The sequence below is a fragment of the Chitinispirillales bacterium ANBcel5 genome, assembly GCA_029688955.1.
Taxonomy (GTDB): Bacteria; Fibrobacterota; Chitinivibrionia; order Chitinivibrionales; family Chitinispirillaceae; genus Cellulosispirillum; species Cellulosispirillum alkaliphilum.
The window spans coordinates 61497-80806 of record JARUKZ010000018.1; the positions used below are offsets into that span (position 1 = coordinate 61497).

Here is a 19310-nt window from a genome sequence, read left to right on the forward strand (position 1 = left end):
GATGTGGTTAAAAATGCATATCCAGGTAGAGATAGAGCACCGGAGGCCAGGTAAATGAGGGGTTAGTTTTAGGATCCCTTTTTCTTCTGCCAAATACGACGTCAAAACAAATTGTATTTCTGATATTTGGAAACATTATTCTCAGAGCAGCGCCAACACCGTGGCCTGTTTCAGTTTCACTACCTGCTACAATCAGGTCGCTAAGTTTGGACCCAATCCTTGCATAATCATAAATTAAAGCTCCATCAATTCGCCATGAAAGGGTTCTTACCCCGGGGTATAAAATACTGACCAATGGAAATGGCATATCCGGAGCTGTCCAGATAGGGAACCGGTACTCTGAGGAGAAAAGAATGCTGTTGTTTACCACAAAGTTAGCTCCCAGTTCTTTAGTAGTGTATCCCCGTACCTGTCCACTTCCACCGTACATACGCCGGTGATAGTTACCTGCGTTTCTGTTTCTAACTGTGGTATTCAATCGAAAAGCAAATTTGTGAGATTCCAGAAAAGAGGTGAGGTAAAACCTGAAATCGTTTGATAGTTGCCAAAAAGGAGTATTAGCACCATGGTAAAGATAGTTAGTCATAAGTTGTGTTCGATTATAAAAACCGCTTTCAGGGTCAAATCTACGGGACCTGTGGTCCTTTATAAGGCTTAGGGTTGCGAAGGCTTCATAGAAATCCTTTACCCCTTCTTCTACAACACTTGTGTCCGAAGATGATGCGCGACCTATTCTTCTCCTGAAAGTAGGTATTATATTAAAAGCAACTCTTGTTTGATGGTTAAGGTTACGACCAATTTGTGCACGTGCAACTATGTCTCTGTAATCATAAGCCCAAATGTCGTAAGGATAAGATGCAAATGATGACCCCAGACCGATGTAGTAGGGCGTTCCTATTAACGGTTTTACCCACAAAAGAGCAAGGCTACGCCATTCCCAGATGCTAGCGGTGAGAGAAAGACGCTCCATTTTGTTTCTGAAGTTATGGTCGGTAATACCAAATTGCAAGCGCCACCATGGATCACGCTCACCATATTTATAAGAGTAGAGCATCCCCCCAATATCTGAGATTGAAAATCGGGGCCCTTCTTCAATTTTGATAAAAACGTCTGCACCGTTTTGTTCCTTTGTATAGAAAACTTGAACTTCAGAAAAAAGAACAGACTGAAGAAGGTGTTGTTTGCCCTTTTCAATAAGATCATGGGTTAATACAACAGAAGTATCGATGCCACTGATTTGTTTGATCAAATGGTGGCAAACATTATCAGCACCCACAATTTGTACACTTTTTATGTTTGAGCTATCTATGGATGTGAAATCATACCCGTAGGTGGGGTTTGAAATGGAGAGAGAAAGGAAAATTGTTATGAAAAGGGCTTTTTTAAACACTGTAATTACCATCTGAATTGAGGGAAAAAAGGACGGAAGATCTGTAAGCCGGGTTCTGTCTTTTCTCTTACGAGAAGAGGCAGTCATTTGTCTGGCTTCGAAATGAATCGAAACATTTAGCAACCTACCCGGGAGATAAAAAAGCGGACCACTCTCTCTTCCAAAGGAAGAATCTCCCTGCTTGGTCTTGCACCGGATAGGGTTTACCAGCTCCCGGTTATGCGGGACGGTGGGCTCTTACCCCACCTTTTCACTTCTCACCCCGTCAGAATCTCTTCTGCACAGAGCGGACTTTTCTCTGTGGCACTTTCCGTACTCTTACGAGTCCCCCTAAAAAGAGGTATCCTGTCCTGTGGTGCCCGGACTTTCCTCTTCGGGTTTAGTTTCCGAAGCGACTGCCCGATCTTCCGTCATTTAAAAATAATCCCTGCAATTATAAATAATACCCCTACAGGGAGAAAATATTGTTTCAATTATCTAATACTTTTCACGTTAAATTCAATCTAATTCTTCAGAGGTGGTTTGTGAGAGTTTAGATTGCATCTCTTTAAAAAAGCTATCAAGATACTCCAATTTTTCCTCATCCTGTTTTTCACCGATTATTCCATCCAGGAACTCTTGAGGAATCTCTCTTAGAAAAGGACATGGGGTAACCTGCTTCATCTTCCCTCTAAACATTTTAGTCCCCGGATAGGTAAGATAGAGCCTCTTTTGTGCCCGTGTCATACCAACATAAAAGAGTCGACGTTCTTCTTCCACTTTCCCTTCTGATACTGCTCTTGGTGAAGGCATTACTTCCCGATCCAAACCAGCAAGGATTACCACCGGCCATTCCAAACCCTTAGATTTATGAAGCGTCATAAGGATCACACCTTTGTTTTTATCTTTTTCATTTTCCTGCTGCTCATCCTGAGTGAGAAGCGCGATTTCCTGAAGATATCCGCTTAGAGTCGGTGTTTTTCTCTTATGTTTTTTTTCATATATCTCAAGACCATGAAACATCTCTTCAATATTGGCCAATCGGGGTTCAAGTTCGTCTGGTTCGGAATATGCTTTTTTTAATAATTCAAAGTAGTTGCACTCCTCAAGAAGGGCTCTGAAGGATGTGGCGAGGATACCCTGGTTAAAAAGAGTAGTATACCTGTTACACAGTTCAACAAAAGTTTCGATTTTTCGCTTTTGTTCTGGAGTAATCTTGTCATTCTCATTGGCCCGTTGCATAGCATCCCACAGCGACATTCTTCTAAATGCTGCCATTTCATCGAGTTTTTCTATGGTAGACTTAACAATCCCCTTTGAAGGTACTTTAAGGACTCTTAATAAACTAAGCTCATCATCTGTATTGGAAAAAAAGCGAAGATAGGCTAAAATATCCTTAATCTCTTTTCTATCGTAGAAGCTCATGGCACCACTGACTTTGTAAGGAATTCTGTGCCGTCGCAGTTCCTCCTCAAACCGGCGCGTCATAGCATTGGTGCGCAGAAGAATGGCGTGATCCTTATAGGAAAATGAGGTATGTTTATCGTGCTCCTTTATCTTTTCTGCTATCCATATCGCTTCATCCTCTTCATCATCCGCTTTATAATGAAATATCGGATCCCCTTCACCCGCTACAGCAGTTATCTCTTTAAATTTTCTGATTCTGTTATTGCATACCACCGCATGTGCTCCGCCAAGTATCTGGCTGGTCGAGCGGTAGTTTTTATCCAAAACTACCGTTTTGGCCCCTTTAAAGGTGCTGGAGAAAGAGATTATGTTTTGTATCTCTGCACCCCGCCATGAATAAATACCCTGATCATCATCCCCAACTACCATGATATTGTTTGATGGAAAAGCCAGGAGTGTGGCCAGTTTCATCTGAACAGCATTTGTATCCTGAAACTCATCGATGGATATGAATTTGAAACGTTGTTGGTATTTTTTCAGTATTTCAGGTTTCTTCCTGAAAATTTGAAGAGGTAACAGTAACAGATCATCAAAATCAACTGTCTGTCGTTTTAGTAAAATCTGATTATAACTGTTATATACTCTAAAGAGCTTTCTATCTTCAGGATTCTCTTTTTTGTACTCCGAAGGAATCAAGGAAGCGTTTTTTGCCAGGCTTATTCGGGTTCCAAACTCATTTGGATCCTCATTTTTCAACCCCCGGACACCTGCGGCTCTCATTATCGATTTTAATGTTGAGGTGCGTTCATGTTCATCAATGATAGTGAAATTTTTATTAAGACCAACGATTTCACCTTCTTCGCGTAAGATTCTGACTCCCAAACTATGAAAAGTGCACAGAGTCATTTTGTCAGCCACAGGTTTGGAGGTCAAAGAGGCCACTCTTTCTTTCATCTCCTTAGCAGCCTTATTGGTGAATGTGACTGCAAGTATCTGCTCAGGGTTACATCGTTTTTCTGCAACCAGACGTGCTATGCGCATGGTTAGAACACGAGTTTTTCCACTACCAGCGCCAGCTATTACAAGTAATGGACCTTCATTATATAAAACTGCATCCCGTTGGCTTTCATTTAATCCACTAGTGTATTTTGACATCTAAAGTAACCTATAAAAATATAGAATGTTTTGAGTGGCGTGCGACACTAAAATACTAATTTAGGATGCGTGAGAGTAGGGGAATCAGAGTTTTTTGATACTTGGGCGGAATGATTTTGTAATACATTGAATCTAAAGCGACTAGGTTGAACAGCTTAAGAAAACAGTTTAGCTTAACGGGTCAAGAATTGTAATGAGCATGCCAAGCGGAGATCGCTTAAGTCTATTCAAACAAAACACCTCTGTTTAGAAGTGATTGGGGATCAAATTTTTGTTTTATAGCTTTCATAGTATTAATACTATCTAAGCCATACATGTATTTAAGATAGCTTTTCTTTAATTTGCCTACTCCATGCTCAGCTGAAATTGTTCCCCCTGCTAAGCAGGCACTTTTCATAAATTTGTGATAAAGAGCTTCTGATCTTTTAAGCTCTTTTGAACTTTGTGGCAAAATATTGATATGGAGGTGGTAGTCGCCCAGATGACCGAAAGCTGCATATTGAATAGGTTCTTTTTTAAGTAGCTCAACGCACTCTTTAAACCAAAGCCTAAATTTTGAATGGGGGATTGAGGAATCTGTGCTGAATTTACGGATCCCCGGGTCTTTTTGTTGGTTATAGTTGACCACCATATTAACAAGTTCAGGCACTGCATGGCGAAACTCCTTTAATCGTTTCATCTCCTGTGGATCAAAGCCGCTCCAGGTTAGCTCAAAGGATGATTTGCACTGCTTGAGTATTTGCTCCCATTTTTCAAAGATGCTTTCAAAAGGAGCTTCATCATTTTCTATATATTCCCAATAAATGGCGCAGTTCATCTTTTCTGGGAACTGAGGAACTGTTAGGTTAGATGGTTTGTAAGGGGTTGAAAAAAGTCTAAGCGCACTGGAATCAAAGTATTCAATTGCAGTCACGAATTTAATAGTACGAAGATAATCGGCAAAATCAAAAGCGGTATCATTACACGGAAAAAAGGTTAGACCACCGGTTAAATCAACTCTTTTGGTTAGTTTAATTCCAATTTTAGAGATAACCCCAAGTGTACCCTCTGAACCAATAAAGAGATCAAGTGGTTCCATATCTTTGTGCAAATAGTATCCGGATGCGTTTTTGATACAGGGAGATGTGAGATCTTTAAATGAAGCGTCGTTTAGGAAATTGAAATAGTTTATTGTATTACTTTCATTGTTTGGGCTATTTCTTTTTAAATCAATGGTTTGATCTGGAAAAACAACAACCTGAAGGGATTCTATATAGCTGCGCGTGGGACCATAGTAATAGGAGCGTGCGCCGGAAGCGTTTGTTGCTACAGTTCCTCCCAACTGAGCACTGGATTCAGTGGGATCAGGTGGATAGAAAAAACGACCCGGAGCAAGATTTTCACTACCCTTGACCTTACTGGGCCAGCTACGAGGGTTAAGCAGAAAATCATCTATTTCTTTAAGAGTGACTCCTGGTTCGCAGTAAAGAACCGGCGTATTTTCATCTATCCAATCACAAGAGAGTATTCTGTTCATTTTTGAAAACGAAATCAAAACAGAATCATCGATTGGGGATGCCCCTCCCGTAACTCCGGTTCTTGCACCACTTAAGGTGACCGGAGTGGAAGTTTTAAAGGCCTCTTTTAGAATATTTGAAATATCCTTAGCTGATTCCGGAAAACAAATTTTGGAAGGAACTCCATCTGTGTACTTTGATTCATCACTGAGCAAATCAGGGTAGTGTTTTAAAATCCGCTCTTTGCCTTCAGTGATTTTCATCCTTTATCCCGAATTTCTACTGTTTTCAAAAAGGTAAAAGCCTAACCGTACCTGTAGTGATGAGCTCTCTTTTTCTGCTTCTGTGCGGGTTTTCAGTACCGTGGTAATGAATTCGTTTTCATGAACACTACCAGTCTTTTTGTTTGCAAAAGAATGGTAAGTTTTTTCATCCATCTTTTTTATGCACCCATAATAGTATATACCTTCATCACTTGCACCAGCACTACTATACAGTTTTTTATCATTCAGAGGATAGATATCGCTTCGACTTACACGTAACCCAGTCTCTTCATAGAGTTCCTGAATTGCTACTTCAACCGGGTCATCTTCTTCATCGAGCATACCGGCGGGGAATTCCAGGCTCATAAATCCGTTTCCAATACGCCTCTGACCAACCATGAGAAATTTCTCTTCACCGGTATCACTATTTTTAATCAGAGTCACTATTACGCATGCATCCCCTCTGATAAAAAGTACATGGGGAAGTTTGTTTCCTTCCGGGGAAATTACATCGGTCTCAAGAAGTGCAAACAAAAGGCTGCCATCTTTTTTTCTAATCTCCTTTATAGCCTCCAGTGAGCGTATAGTGCACCCTGAATTCTCAACAGATTTTTTCCAATTTTTTATTTTCTTTTCGTTTACACTGTTGGAATTCACTGTGTTATATCCTGAAAAAGAGGTGAGCAAAGAATAAAGCCGAAGCAATACCTACAGCATCGGCCGTAAGAGCGGCAGGAAGAGCGTGACGGGTTTTTCTTATCCCTATGCTTCCAAAATAAACAGCCAACACATAAAAGGTTGTTTCTGTGGAGCCTTGCGCTATAGAAGAGAAAAATGCGCTAAAACTGTCGGGAGCATTATTCACTATTTCTGCCATATACCCAAAAGCTCCGGTCCCGGAAAGGGGGCGTATAAGCGCCATTGGAAGAACCTCTGCAGGCATACCGACAAGCCTGGTAAGCGGGCGTAATGTACGGGTGAACAGTTCAAGTGCTCCGCTTGCTCTGAACATACCAATAGCTACAAAAATAGCTACCATAAAGGGAATAATTCTGATAGCTACCTGAAACCCCTCTTTTGCTCCATTGGTGAGAACTTCATAGATTTTTACCCCTTTTAAGTAACCTAAAATCAAAAGTCCCCCCATTATTATGGGGACAAGCCATCCGGTTGCAGAGGTGATAAGGTCGAGATTAAACGTAGGTAACTGACCACTCTGTCTAATAAGAAAGGGAACAGATAAAGCAAAGACTCCAATGGTACAGTAGGCAAAGATTTTGCCTACCAATCCGGGAGGGGTCAGATCCGATTCCTTTTTTTCCTCTTTTAGCATTTCTTCAAAGTTGTCTTTATTTTTCAAACTGTCTGAAATTTGAGCCGGATTTGGTGACCTTTTAGATAATAACTTAGAAACCACTACCGCTGTTAGAGTTGAGCAAAAGGTAGCCATAATAGCAGGAAGGAGTATAGATGCAGGGGTTGTAGCACCGGCAGCAGCTCTAACAGAGATAACACCCAGTGGTAAAATGGTAACGCTGGAAGTATTTATTGCTAAAAACAAGCACATAGCATTGGAAGCCGTATCTTTTTGGGGATTAAGTTTATCAAGCTCAGTCATGGCCTTGATCCCCATGGGTGTTGCTGCATTCCCAAGACCAAGCATATTAGCAGCCATATTCATTATAATTGCAGACATAGCGGGATGTTCTGCAGGTACATCAGGGAATAGACGCACCATAAGGGGTCTTATGGCACGTGCAATTACTTTGAGTAATCCGGCTGTTTCAGCTATTTTCATTATTCCAAGCCATAAAGCCATGGCACCAATTAATCCAATAGCCAGAGTTACTGCACTGTTAGCTGATTCGAATGAGGCACTTGTAAGCTCATCCATATTACCAGTATAAGCAGCAACTACTATGCTGATCAGTATTAGGTAGAGCCAGATAATGTTTATTGCGGCCGGACGGTTATTTTTTAAACTTGCACCTTTAACGGAAGGTGTGTTTTTTTGTCCCGATTCTTTCGAATACTTTGTTTTCTCGATGGTATACCTCCAGTGAAATCTTCTAACTCCAAAAAAGAAAAATAGTTAAATGTAACAGAGGAATAGAAGTATTGATACACTTAATAAACCATCCTATACTGGAAAAATTGGTATATGTTTTCAAAATTCTTATAAGCCTATAGTTTAGCTAAAGAGTATGCTGTTTAAAACCGATAATAATAGTAGAGATAAATGAAGCGGCTCTTACAAAAGGACTTGAAAGTATATAAAGTGGGAGGGATCCAGGGATGGAGGTAGTAGTGTGTGCTTCCAGGGACGGAAGCATAACTCCCGAGTAAGGAAGGGGACTGATTATGGATATTCGGAGTTTATCGAATGCTTACGGGGCTTATTCTAAGGAATCTCTGATCAAGAAGAGTGAGAAAGTAACATCTGATATACCCTCAAAAAAAGTAGAAGAACGAGTAGAGTTCTCCGATACTTCATTGAACCTCAGGAAGATAAAAGATGTAGTTGATGCTTCTCCTGAAGTTAGAATTAAAATGGTTGAAGAAATTCAGGAAAAAATCAGGTACAACTCTTACCCTATAGAGTCAAATTTTTATAAGGCAATGCAGAAATTTTCTGGAAATGATCTTAGTTGGTTGCAAAAAGAGCTCAATGAATAAAAAATATGTTTAGGTATTAAAGCATATCATGGTAATTATAACCTACCCCTCCACTATCTATACCTGCAACTTTATTCTAAAAATTATCAGTGGTTTGTTTTTTATGGTGTTCTGATCGTTTCTAATAGTATCTTTAATCCTCGAAGACATAACAATCAAAGTACTAATGACTTGCATTCAGTTTTTAGCTGAACAATAAGTTTAAATGTACTATTTCTTTCAGGTTAGAGATGTGAACTTACGTAGAGAAAAAATCGGGAAAATAAAGACCTACTACTTATCTGATAAGCCGGGCGAACTATCCCGGGTCATAATCGATTATTTCTGGAACAAGAAAAAGCACCCTGAAGCAGTATTCAATCTTTATCACTCCAAGCCCAAAGGAGATTTATTCATTCTCCAATGGCAGAATGTTACTTATTATATAAAGTATACCAGGAATCGACTATGGAAACATAAAGTCCGAAATGTTTTTCGCCCTCCATCCCGGTACTTAAAAATTTCCTATCGATTATCTAAGATTGGAATACAGGTAGCCGAACCGGTTCTGGCATTTTCATTCAGAAAAAATCTGTTAACTCATGAAGGTGTATTTGTTACTAAGGCAGTTTCAGGAGTTCCTCTTTCAGAGTACTTACGTAAGGAATCTACGAACGCTAGAGATATCCAATTAATTAAAGAGCTGGGCAGATTGTGGGGCATTCTTTACAAAAACAGTTTTTTACACTCTGATCCAGGTACGGATAACTTTCTAATTAAAATAAAAGATAGGGCTATTGGCGTTTATTTGGTCGATATGGATGGAATTTATCCTTTGCCCGTTATGGTTAAGAGTATGTTTATGAATCGTTTTTCGAAGTTTTCATTCTGTATCTATTACGAATTATTAAAAGAGAAAAAACAGCAGTTAACTTCTACAGAGCGTGTTGCTTTTTATAGGGAATTTCTAACTTATTCAGGATTGAAGCTGTCGCTTAAAGAACTCATATCTATAGATAAAGAGCTATTTTTGGAGAGGGTGAGAGATAAAAAGAGACGAAAAGGGGTATCAATACCAATTCCAAAGTGGCTAAACTGAGCCTGATATCGCTAAATTCAGCAAAGAAGTGATTTTTCACTTGATTTTCAAGTGAAAAGAAGCCATTTTTATAAATTACATTAAAATAAGCTATTAAAAGCCCGGGTGGTGGAATAGGTAGACACTAGGGACTTAAAATCCCTTGGCGCTTAGCGCCGTGCCGGTTCGATTCCGGCCTCGGGCAATAAATAAACCCCTGTATTTTAAAATTACAGGGGTATTAAAAAATCCCACCCCCAAAAAACATCAGGTAATTAATTATCAGAAAAAATTCCGCTCAGGTATTTGACATACCCTTTGGCTTTTGGGGTAGCAATTCTTTCGAGTGCGTTTTTAGCATTTTTTACCACCATAGGATTATCGTTAAGCATACATTCACCCGCGGCATCTTCCAGTGATTGAGCTTTGATAGTAATCTGAGAAAGTACCCACAATGCAGATGCTTTCATAAAGGGGTTTTCAAGAGAGAGCATATCAAGCAAATCTGATTCTATATCAGTATAGCCAAGATTGTAGAGCGCTTTGAGTACATTTGCACGTATACGGTTATTAGGATCGAGTCTAAGTCTCAGTAAAATAGGTACAAGTCTTTTATTTTGCATACTTTCGAGAGCCTCGACTGTATTAGCCCTCACACGTGTGTCCTCATCTGTAAGAAGAGAGAGAACTAAGTCCTGATCATGGGGTCCGATCATTTTTCCAAGAAGATTTATTGCTGTTGCCCGTATCTTAACATCCCTGTCTTTTATAAGGTTAGCTAATATCTGTCTGGTTTTGGGATTTTTCTTTAGTAACCCCAGTATCTGCACCGCCCTGAGCCTTCTTGATTCATTCTCGCAATAAAGATCATTTCCTATCTCTTCAACTATTCTTGGATCGAGTTTTTCCATTATAGATCCAAGTTTAAGACGAACATCCTGTGCTATCTGACAATAGTGGTTTATCAAATTCTCTTTAATAATTGTAGATAAGGTAGTTACAGCTAATTTGCGAATTTTAAATTGATCATGATTAATCAGGGGCATCAATGTTGAGACATCGGAAATAGAGCCATTGGAACAGAAGTAGTGGAGCGATTTTTGTATTTCATCTACTTGGTTAGATGATAGTAATTTAAGTGCTTCCTTATGATCCATAACAGACTATCCTTTGGCTTTAATCTGAGCAATTGTGTCTCGTAACTGTGCCGCTTTTTCAAAATCGAGATTCTTTGCTGCCTCCTGCATCTCCTTTTCAAGTTTCTGCAGTTTGGTTTTGCCTCTTTTTTTGGTGTCAGTTTTATAGGTTTTCTGCTTTTCAGCTGCTTTAAACAGTGTGGGGGAATCTTCTGTGTCATAAAAGGTAAGGCGCTGATCAATTTTTCTGGCTACAGTTTTAGGACTTATACCATGCTTCTTATTGTACTCAAGTTGTTTGTTTCTTCTTCTTGAGCTTTCATCCAATGCTTTTCTTATGGAATCGGTAATTGTATCGGCATAGAGAATGATTCTTCCATTAACGTTTCTTGCGGCTCGTCCGGCGATCTGAACGATTGAGCGTACCGATCGTAAAAACCCCTCTTTATCGGCATCAAGAATAGTGACCAGTGCCACTTCCGGTAGATCCAATCCCTCCCTTAACAGATTTATCCCTATAAGGATATCAAATTCACCAAGTCGCAAATCACGGAGTATATCGGTTCGTTCCAAAGTATCGATTTCAGAATGTAGATACCGTACCTTAAAGTCCAGATTCTCAAGATACTCAGTTAAGTCTTCGGCCATTTTTTTGGTTAAGGTAGTAACCAGTGCTCTTTCCTTTTTTTCAACCGTTGTTCTTAGCTGCTCAATTAAATCATCCACCTGATTAACTGCCGGCCTTATCTCTATTGGTGGATCGACCAGGTGAGTAGGTCTGATAACCTGCTCTACTATCAGCCCTTCACTTTTTTCCAGCTCATAGTCTCCGGGAGTAGCGGAAACATATATGGTGTAATCAATTAACTGATTGAATTCGTTAAATATAAGGGGTCTGTTATCCAGAGCGCACGGTAATCTAAAGCCGTGATCAACAAGGGTTTGTTTGCGGGCTCTGTCTCCGTTATACATTCCCTGAATTTGTGGAATAGTAACGTGAGATTCATCAATAATGGTTAAAAATGGTTTAGAGAAAAAATCGATCATTGTATAGGGGCGTGTCCCGGGCTCACGTCCATCGAGAATGCGTGAGTAGTTTTCAATACCATTTACATACCCCACTTCACGTAACATCTCGATATCGTATTTGGTACGTTGTTCAAGTCGCTGAGCTTCAACTAGCTTATTTTGGGTCTGAAACTTATGTAGCTGCATATTCAGTTCCAGATTAATCTTATTTATTGCCTCATCCATGGTAATTCCGGTAGTCATATAGTGCTTTGCCGGAAAAATGGTCACCTCTTCAAGTCTTTGTAACACTTTCGCACTAACTGGTGATATATAGCTGATAGATTCGATTGTGTCCCCAAAGGTTTCTATCCTTAGGGCTCTTTCTTCATACGCAGGCTGAATCTCCAGCACATCACCCTTAACTCTGAATGTACCTCTTTGTAAGGAAATGTCGTTTCGCACATATTGCATCTCAGTGAAGCTCTGGAGCAAGTCTCTTCGGGTGATTTGGTCGTTGCACCGTAGTTTAATACTTGATTCAGAATAGGCATCGGGTGAGCCGATACCATAGATACAGGAAACACTGGCCACAATTATGACATCATTTCTCGATAAAAGAGAGCTGGTTGCTTTTAGTCGTAATCTATCGATATCTTCATTAATGAGCGAACTCTTGGCTATAAAGGTATCACTGGAGGGGATGTAGGCTTCAGGTTGGTAGTAATCGTAAAAGCTGACAAAATACTCTACTGCGTTTTCAGGGAAAAAATCCCTGAATTCCTGAAACAATTGTGCTGCCAGAGTCTTATTATGTGACATTATAAGTGTGGGCATTTGTAATTTTTCTATTACATTGGCCATGGTGAACGTTTTACCAGAACCTGTTACGCCCAGCAGTACCTGGTTTTGGATATTTTTATCCACCCCATCTACTAACTGCTTAATGGCCTCGGGCTGATCTCCAGCTGGCTTGAAATCGGTATTTAATTTGAATTTCATACTAAGTTTTTCCGAATATATAGCATACAATGTTTACTTGAAAAGTAAATGAAAAAAACATGCCGACGCGTTTTGGGCTCAGAAAGAAACAGGGGAGGGCAAATTAAAAACTAAACTAATTGTTGAAAATCATCCCCAGGGAAAAAGCCGACATAAACAAAAACCATACATAAAGAAGCAGGCCGTTAAAGAGCTTTTCTGAATTTGACTGGTCCTTCTCCTTCGTCCCTGCAGCTTTACGCTTCTCCTGGATGTGTTTGTAGATGGAACGGAGGGTTACCAAAAAAAGTACAAAACCCGTGATTTTTATGAGTATTGCAGGAGTATCCATGTGTGTTTTCTCTTTCTCCTTCTAATTTTTAGGGCCAGATTATCCTTTATGAAACGGGCCGCGTGGTTCAATTTTTATCTTTGTAACTTTCAATCGTCTTTGTGCTATCTCAACACCGTCCCAAAGCAGCACAAATTCATAATCACCCTCCTGGGGCAACGGTAACCCATTAATATTACCCCCGATTTCAACAACTGCTCTTCTGTCCTCAGGTGCCTTAACTTCCCAGGGCGGAAGCTTCATTGAAAATCCACCACCCTCTTTTCTAAAGAGCAATTGTGCTTCCCCGCTGGAAGCAACATCGGTAAAAGCTAAATATACCGCACAGTTACCATGCTTTGAAGGAAACCCGGCAACATTAATAGAGCTAAAAGTGCCTGAAAGTATACTCTTTCCACTATGAACATCACGATAGTAATGATCACAGAGAATCATCGATAAGACTATTGGTTTCATATAGTACCGTAAATATTAAAGAAAAATTGCATAGTAGTGTAAAATAATTAAAGTCTAAGTCGGGTAGGGGGGATCAGATAAAAGATTTGCAATGATAAAATAGAGCCAAATCCATTTCGTAATAAGTGCGTTCTCTTGAGCGAACCTTCGTAAATAGAGTTTTTTCACATCTTTATTGATAAAGAGTTTATTTTATAGATCACTTCTGTTTCACATCCACTCTTGGAAGGGATTTAATCTAAATGGGACTTCGGAAAGAAGAAATCACCAGAAAAATTTTACACCTTTTTGCGCTTTTAATGCCAATTGCAATCTTCTACACACCAAGAATGAATGTTTCCTTTCTTCTGCCTTTAGGGGTGCTTGCTTTTCTTCTTTTTGGATCCATAATTGTAGAATGGCTTAGATTTCGTTACCCTTTGGTTCAGAAGGTCTTTTTTACCTGTTTTGGAAAACTGTTAAGAAAAGAGGAAAAATCAAAAACCACCGGAAGCACCTTTGTAATTGCTGCATCACTGCTTTGTGCTATTCTTTTTAGAAATAACCTGCATATTGCTTTTATTGTTCTTTTTCTGTTTATACTTGGTGATGCCATAGCGGCTATTGTGGGGTTGAGTATCGGAAGAGTCAAAATAGGAAAAAAATCTCTCGAAGGAAGTATCGCCTGTTTTCTTCTTTGCATGGCGCTTTTATACTGGGTCATCCCACTTTTTCCAGGCGTTTTCGAACCGTGGGGAAACAGATTTCCACTTATTTTGGCGCTTATAACTTCTCTTTCAATTACCCTTTTGGAACTCTTTCCACTCAAAATAAACAAAAAACACATAATCAATGACAACCTTGCTGTTCCTGTCATTACGGGGTATGTGATTCTTTTTATGGATAAAGTATTTATCTCCTAAAACAACAGGTACTTAAAGCTAAAAACCGCAATGGGGGTGATATACAACATCCTTAGTTTACATAATATGTATTATGCGCCACTCCATATATTACCCTATCCTTGTTCTCTCAAAATAGTACTATAGGATAACTATCTAACGATCATCACCTTTCCACGCTTCAGCGCACTTCCGTCAGAATCATATATCAGATAAAAGTACACTCCCGAGGAAACTTTTGTACCTGATTGATTCTTTGTATCCCATAACCATTGTGGTTCAACGAACTGATTGTCCGGATCAAAGTTCAGAGATATTCCTGCTCTTTGAGTGTCGAACACCGGGATTGCTTTAATCGTGAAAATTTTAATCCTCAAATCGTTTTTTTCAGGATCGATCAGATGAAGATTTTTAAACCATATTCCGCACGGACCATTTTCTATACAATGCCTTGGGTCTTTTGAGGGTCTGTAAGGATTTGGATAGGTGTAAAAACCGGTTCCACTTGTAGTAAAATACCACTGATACTCCCCTTTTAAATTATTTAAAGGTAAATTATTCTCACTCAGATAATCAAATGGTGACGTAAAACCTTTAAAGTGGCATAACACACTGTCATCAGCGAAGAAACGTCTGTCAGGTACAATCGTTACTTCGGTGCTGCAGTCAGAGATGGTTATATCACTAAAAGAGATGTCATCTTCACCAAATCTGGAAGAGAGAGAAAAACTTTTATTATTAGCGGTTGTATCGGTGTCAAAAGTTCCGGGGAAAATAGGGTGAGAAAAGGTGATAGTAATTTCAGGGCTAATCTCATCGACTGCCGACCCTTCAACTGGTGTAACCGTAACGATATCATTGTTTTGAATGATAAAATGCCACTCTATATCATCGGCCGGAGAATCGGGATCTATGAGGGGCATAGAAATTCCATCACCGGTGTTGTCTGTGGTGTAGCCCAAAAAATCTTTTACACCCGAAGAGTTAAATCTGCAAAAAATCGTATCTCCATAAAAGAACCTTCTCGATGGATAAGCTGTTATAATGTTTTCTGTTACATCGATTGAATCAAACGATACCAATTCATCTTTGCTCATACTTGAATAGACCTGAAGTGTTTTGTTTTCGCTAAGGGATGTATCAACACTTGCCGGATCAACAGGTGATGAAAATTCGATGGATATTCCAAAAGTGTTTGTGACATTAAACGAAGCATGAGAAGGGCTTAACGATGTTACCCTAAACGGTATGGAGTCTATTCTAAAGGCAAACGTTGTATCGCTTTCTGAAACTCTTTCATTTATCTGTAATATATCCAATGCGTTAGGCCCGGAGGGGGTTTGTGCTAAATCGCTAACCCCTTGATTTATTGCTAAATGAATTGAATCTGTAGGAATAAACATTCCAGCTGGTGGCTTTAAACCAAAATGAGAACTTGAATCCGTATAATTTGCCCTGATATTTAATCTTGTGTAATCACTATTCCAGTTATGGTAGGTACTTATGGGATTATCTACTCCGCTTTTTTTCAAATCAAAGTAACTAAAAAGTGAAATACCGTTTTGAGCAGAGATAGAATCTATTGGCTCACTGAATAAAACAGATATTAGGCCATGAGGGGGAAAGTCATAGGATGTAGATTGCTGAGTTTTATTTAAAACAGATTTATCAAACAGCACTTCAACCGATACAATTCGGGGCAGGTCATTGTGTTCAAAGCGTATCGGTATGGTATCAATAGAATTACGAGGATCGCTTGTGTGTATAAAAATCGTATCGTCCACTACCCCATCACCTTTGAGCCCATCCGCGGTCAGATTGATTCTAAACGGTATAGTATCTCCTGCTCCAATAACCAATGGCGAAAATTCATCGATTGTTTTTGAGTTAAAAACCTGTGTGTCCTCATCGTACAAAACAGCAAAAGAAAGCCACTGATAACTTTCATTACCGAATGAAACTGAAGTTATGGATAATGTATCACTACCACTGTTTTGAAGAGGAAGTGATACGTTTGCAGTATCAAGGCTACCATGTATCAGTGATATCCCATCGCGGAGTTTTCCTTTCCCATATAAATAGTCATGAGACGGGGATTCTGACTGGTATTGCGGATACTTATAATAAACTCTTACACTATCTGTTCGATTATGAGTATCAGATACCTTTATAGTTAAATATGGATCTTCTGCCTGCGGAGTAATTTTTTTTTTAAGCAGTGGTTGAACGGTTCTGATGAATAAATCGGAAAGAGAGTTAGTATAGGTAAGTGTGTCGCCATAAAGAAGATCAGGATCATCTGTTTTGATGCTTAATTCAAACTCCCGACCAGGAATAATCCTGACAGTATCACGATTTTTGTACTTCTTATCATCAATAGTAACGTATTTAATTTCGGGGATATGATTAACTCTGATACTGCACATGGTCACAACAACGGTATCGGGATCTGAAGCAACAATTTTCAGTTCTTTGGGTTTTGAGAATTGCTCTGCTGAGAGCATCATCAAAACGGGAGGTTCACTGCCTGATGTATGGCCAATTGTGTCTGGTTTTTCATCACTTAGAATAATTGCGTAGGCCGTAACTGTAAGAGGATCATTAGTATCACTAACACCCATAGTTATCATAAGAGAATCATCTTCCTGAAATAGTATTGTTGTTCCATCTTTTATTACCGAACTATCTTTGGCCTTCAAGTGAAGCTTTGGGATAGAATTTCTGGTTCTAAAACTGAACTGTAATGGAACAGCATTCCAGTTAAATGAATCTTTCGCTTCTATCGTTATCTCATAACTGGTGTCTGAAACCGCAAAATTTTCAATTTCTGTATATCCGGAATAAATTGGTGAATCGCTGTGAACATAAAAGGTAGTATCGTGTTGGGGAGTCTTGGTTAGAAATTGTATCCATTCCTCTTCACGACCATCTCTTACACTGAAATGTATCTGCGCTTTATCTTTTCTGGAAAAAACTGTCACCTCATCACCGTTGCTGATAGTTCCTATACTATTATCATTTATATAAACTTCAGCATTAGTAATAACCGGTTTTGAGTTCCAGTCTATGGTAACCCTCTTGAGCAGAGGTGTTGAGAGGGTATCCGTTGTTACGATATCAATTTTGTATTGAAAATGACTATACACCCCTCTGGCTTGGTATAGTTCTGAGCTATCCATTAAAGAGACCCAGCCCTTATTAATTATCTCTTCACTTGAAGTTCCAAAACGGATTTTACCGGTAACACTCCAGTAAGGGGAGAGTGAATCAATCATTATGGTGGCAGGATAAAAACGAACTGAATCTCCTGAAAAAACGCCTATCTCTTCTACGGGGGAAACATATTGTCCACTACTGTATCTGATAAAACGTCTCCCCAGCACACCTCCTTCTATAATCTCTCCATTTCGCCAAACAGCTGCTATGGAACCATTTCTGTCCATTGCACTGTTAAGAGCAGCACTGGTATAGGTATTCGCATTATCTTCTTTGAGATCTACTGTTCCTTTTGAAATTTCATACTGTTCTTTGGTAGTATCCAGCACTTCCCCATTTTTTGTAACATAACGCACTGCCTTTATGGATTCATTATGAGTGTCTCTGTAAACAACCGCCAGGTGTTGTCCATTGGTAGTGATTGCAACATGTTTGATTCCTGTGGCATGAATTACTCTTTTGGTTTCAACTTCCTGGGCTGTTACTGTATGAAGCAACACTCCAGACTCATCCCATGTGGCAATTGCAAAGCGATTATTACCTATGGCCACAGCTGGAGCATCTGAAGTGAAATGAAAGTAATTATCTGAAACCGTAATAACTTCACTATGATGAAACGTTTCCACCAAATCAGCAGTAAAACCTTTAACATGAAGATACTTGTCACCAAAGAGATCACCCTGAGTCCAGGTAACAAGTGCGTTGCCTGATGAATCAACAGCCACGTAGCAATTACTGATTCTATTATCTATCTGCCCGGTGCTATTCCTCGTTACTTCTACTTCTGACTCGACGCTTATTGTGATGCCATCAGAGTGTATTTTTCTCAAATAGAGCAGACTGTCATTCACCGAGTTTGCTATCAGAAAGGTATCTTCAGACACTTGAGTAAGACTTGAAGCCATTCGTCCTCGTCTGTTTCCACCTCTTGAGCTATCCACAACTATTTTTTCATTACCATTAAAGAGTACCAGCGAAACATCAAGGTCATCATGTGGGCTCGTTTCAATGAATGAGATAACCGTGTTGATAGTTCCTGCTGAATTTAGGTAGTTAAATGTGGAAGGATTGTAATCTGTTACCACCTGAGCATTACTTTGGTATTGTGAACTGAAATCTGTAAGTATAACATCGCGTTTAAATATATACCCGTCTTGCGGTGAAGCCCAGAAAAAGGTCAGAGAATCATTTGCTCTAAATATCACATCAGCATTAGCACTGTTACTACTTTCGGGGAAATCATTATACAGATTTATAAGGCTGCTGTGACTGGTATCAATAATCAAACCACCGGAGCTATCGGCAAGATTGAGTCTTTCTCCTTCCATGAAGGATTCTCTGGTAAAAGTTTTGGAAGTAACGAAGGATATGGATACCAAAAGGATGAGTAAACTAACTACCAGTTTCATGTGCGCTCCTGATAAAAGCCTGCTGTGCGATTTCGTCGGAGAATATTTGTTGATTCCTGTTTTGCTCTTTTTTCCATTCTCTGAGTTTGTGTTCTTTTATTTTTTCCACAGCTTTTCTCTTCTGAGTTGCTTTTACCAGCTCTTTTCGAATCGCTTCAGCTTCAGCACCAAGATCCTGGAATTTGCGTCCCTGTTTTAAAATTGTAAGTTTCAGATGATTTCTGTAACTTACCGAGTAGCGCATTGAGAGAATATCCTCACCCGATCCCCTACTCTCTTTTTCTGATCTCTGAAGTTCCTTAAGCGATTGTTCCAAAGATTGTATCTCTTTTTTCTGATTTTCTATTTCACCATGCTTTTGACCAAGTAAGCCTTTGATTTCATCCTCTTTGCGAAGCCTGAAATCAAGTAGTGCCTGAAGTGAAAACTTAAATTTCTTTTTCATCTT

At 39.4% G+C, this 19310-nt stretch carries 14 protein-coding genes, 1 tRNA gene and 1 other RNA gene; 4 read left to right on the forward strand and 12 right to left on the reverse strand.

Annotation, left to right across the window (positions count from 1 at the left end; all coding sequences use genetic code 11):
- Positions 1-7: 7 nt before the first annotated feature.
- From QA601_11100 to QA601_11125, 6 genes are all read right to left on the reverse strand, one after another.
- Positions 8-1390, reverse strand: a complete 1383-nt coding sequence (locus QA601_11100) for a BamA/TamA family outer membrane protein (protein MDG5815631.1) — start codon at positions 1388-1390, stop codon at positions 8-10.
- 28 nt (positions 1391-1418) lie between these two features.
- Positions 1419-1801: RNase P RNA component class A (rnpB, locus tag QA601_11105), an RNA gene on the reverse strand.
- Between the two features lie 87 nt (positions 1802-1888).
- On the reverse strand, positions 1889-3931 hold the full coding sequence (locus QA601_11110) for a 3'-5' exonuclease (GenBank protein ID MDG5815632.1): 2043 nt from the start codon (positions 3929-3931) through the stop codon (positions 1889-1891).
- Positions 3932-4154: 223 nt separating this feature from the next.
- Positions 4155-5690 (reverse strand): FAD-binding oxidoreductase, encoded by a 1536-nt coding sequence (locus QA601_11115; GenBank protein ID MDG5815633.1) that lies wholly within the window; start codon positions 5688-5690, stop codon positions 4155-4157.
- 3 nt (positions 5691-5693) lie between these two features.
- Positions 5694-6347, reverse strand: coding sequence for an NUDIX hydrolase (locus QA601_11120; GenBank protein ID MDG5815634.1), 654 nt, complete (start codon positions 6345-6347; stop codon positions 5694-5696).
- A 4-nt stretch (positions 6348-6351) separates the two neighbouring features.
- Complete coding sequence (locus QA601_11125) at positions 6352-7584, reverse strand: nucleoside recognition domain-containing protein (GenBank protein MDG5815635.1); 1233 nt, start codon at positions 7582-7584, stop codon at positions 6352-6354.
- A gap of 467 nt (positions 7585-8051) precedes the next feature.
- On the opposite strand from QA601_11125, the gene QA601_11130 reads away from it, so the two are divergent.
- From QA601_11130 to QA601_11140, 3 genes are all read left to right on the forward strand, one after another.
- Positions 8052-8366 (forward strand): flagellar biosynthesis anti-sigma factor FlgM, encoded by a 315-nt coding sequence (locus QA601_11130; GenBank protein MDG5815636.1) that lies wholly within the window; start codon positions 8052-8054, stop codon positions 8364-8366.
- 232 nt (positions 8367-8598) lie between these two features.
- On the forward strand, positions 8599-9444 hold the full coding sequence (locus tag QA601_11135; GenBank protein MDG5815637.1) for a hypothetical protein: 846 nt from the start codon (positions 8599-8601) through the stop codon (positions 9442-9444).
- 99 nt (positions 9445-9543) lie between these two features.
- Positions 9544-9628 (forward strand) — tRNA-Leu (locus QA601_11140).
- A 70-nt stretch (positions 9629-9698) separates the two neighbouring features.
- Here QA601_11140 and QA601_11145 read toward each other — a convergent pair.
- From QA601_11145 to QA601_11160, 4 genes are all read right to left on the reverse strand, one after another.
- On the reverse strand, positions 9699-10580 hold the full coding sequence (locus QA601_11145; protein MDG5815638.1) for a HEAT repeat domain-containing protein: 882 nt from the start codon (positions 10578-10580) through the stop codon (positions 9699-9701).
- A gap of 6 nt (positions 10581-10586) precedes the next feature.
- Positions 10587-12569, reverse strand: coding sequence for an excinuclease ABC subunit UvrB (uvrB, locus tag QA601_11150; protein ID MDG5815639.1), 1983 nt, complete (start codon positions 12567-12569; stop codon positions 10587-10589).
- A gap of 115 nt (positions 12570-12684) precedes the next feature.
- Positions 12685-12900, reverse strand: a complete 216-nt coding sequence (locus tag QA601_11155; protein ID MDG5815640.1) for a hypothetical protein — start codon at positions 12898-12900, stop codon at positions 12685-12687.
- 39 nt (positions 12901-12939) lie between these two features.
- On the reverse strand, positions 12940-13356 hold the full coding sequence (locus QA601_11160; GenBank protein ID MDG5815641.1) for a hypothetical protein: 417 nt from the start codon (positions 13354-13356) through the stop codon (positions 12940-12942).
- A 242-nt stretch (positions 13357-13598) separates the two neighbouring features.
- Here QA601_11160 and QA601_11165 point away from each other — a divergent pair, with 242 nt between their 5' ends.
- Positions 13599-14258, forward strand: coding sequence for a hypothetical protein (locus QA601_11165; GenBank protein ID MDG5815642.1), 660 nt, complete (start codon positions 13599-13601; stop codon positions 14256-14258).
- A 131-nt stretch (positions 14259-14389) separates the two neighbouring features.
- Here the strand turns inward: QA601_11165 and QA601_11170 are convergent, their stop codons facing one another.
- A complete protein-coding gene (locus QA601_11170) occupies positions 14390-18862 on the reverse strand; it encodes an Ig-like domain-containing protein (GenBank protein MDG5815643.1) in 4473 nt (1490 codons plus the stop codon).
- Positions 18846-19307 (reverse strand): flagellar export protein FliJ, encoded by a 462-nt coding sequence (gene fliJ / locus QA601_11175; GenBank protein MDG5815644.1) that lies wholly within the window; start codon positions 19305-19307, stop codon positions 18846-18848. The genes QA601_11170 and fliJ overlap by 17 nt, the downstream gene beginning before the upstream one ends.
- Positions 19308-19310: the final 3 nt, after the last annotated feature.

Coding starts and splice junctions, on each gene's coding strand:
- QA601_11110 (MDG5815632.1), bottom strand. CDS start 3,931: ATGTCAAAATACACTAGTGGATTAAATGAAAGCCAACGGGATGCAGTT.
- QA601_11145 (MDG5815638.1), bottom strand. CDS start 10,580: ATGGATCATAAGGAAGCACTTAAATTACTATCATCTAACCAAGTAGAT.
- QA601_11125 (MDG5815635.1), bottom strand. CDS start 7,584: ATGGATGAGCTTACAAGTGCCTCATTCGAATCAGCTAACAGTGCAGTA.
- QA601_11160 (MDG5815641.1), bottom strand. CDS start 13,356: ATGAAACCAATAGTCTTATCGATGATTCTCTGTGATCATTACTATCGT.
- QA601_11170 (MDG5815643.1), bottom strand. CDS start 18,862: ATGAAACTGGTAGTTAGTTTACTCATCCTTTTGGTATCCATATCCTTC.
- QA601_11165 (MDG5815642.1), top strand. CDS start 13,599: ATGGGACTTCGGAAAGAAGAAATCACCAGAAAAATTTTACACCTTTTT.
- fliJ (MDG5815644.1), bottom strand. CDS start 19,307: ATGAAAAAGAAATTTAAGTTTTCACTTCAGGCACTACTTGATTTCAGG.
- QA601_11155 (MDG5815640.1), bottom strand. CDS start 12,900: ATGGATACTCCTGCAATACTCATAAAAATCACGGGTTTTGTACTTTTT.
- uvrB (MDG5815639.1), bottom strand. CDS start 12,569: ATGAAATTCAAATTAAATACCGATTTCAAGCCAGCTGGAGATCAGCCC.
- QA601_11130 (MDG5815636.1), top strand. CDS start 8,052: ATGGATATTCGGAGTTTATCGAATGCTTACGGGGCTTATTCTAAGGAA.
- QA601_11115 (MDG5815633.1), bottom strand. CDS start 5,690: ATGAAAATCACTGAAGGCAAAGAGCGGATTTTAAAACACTACCCTGAT.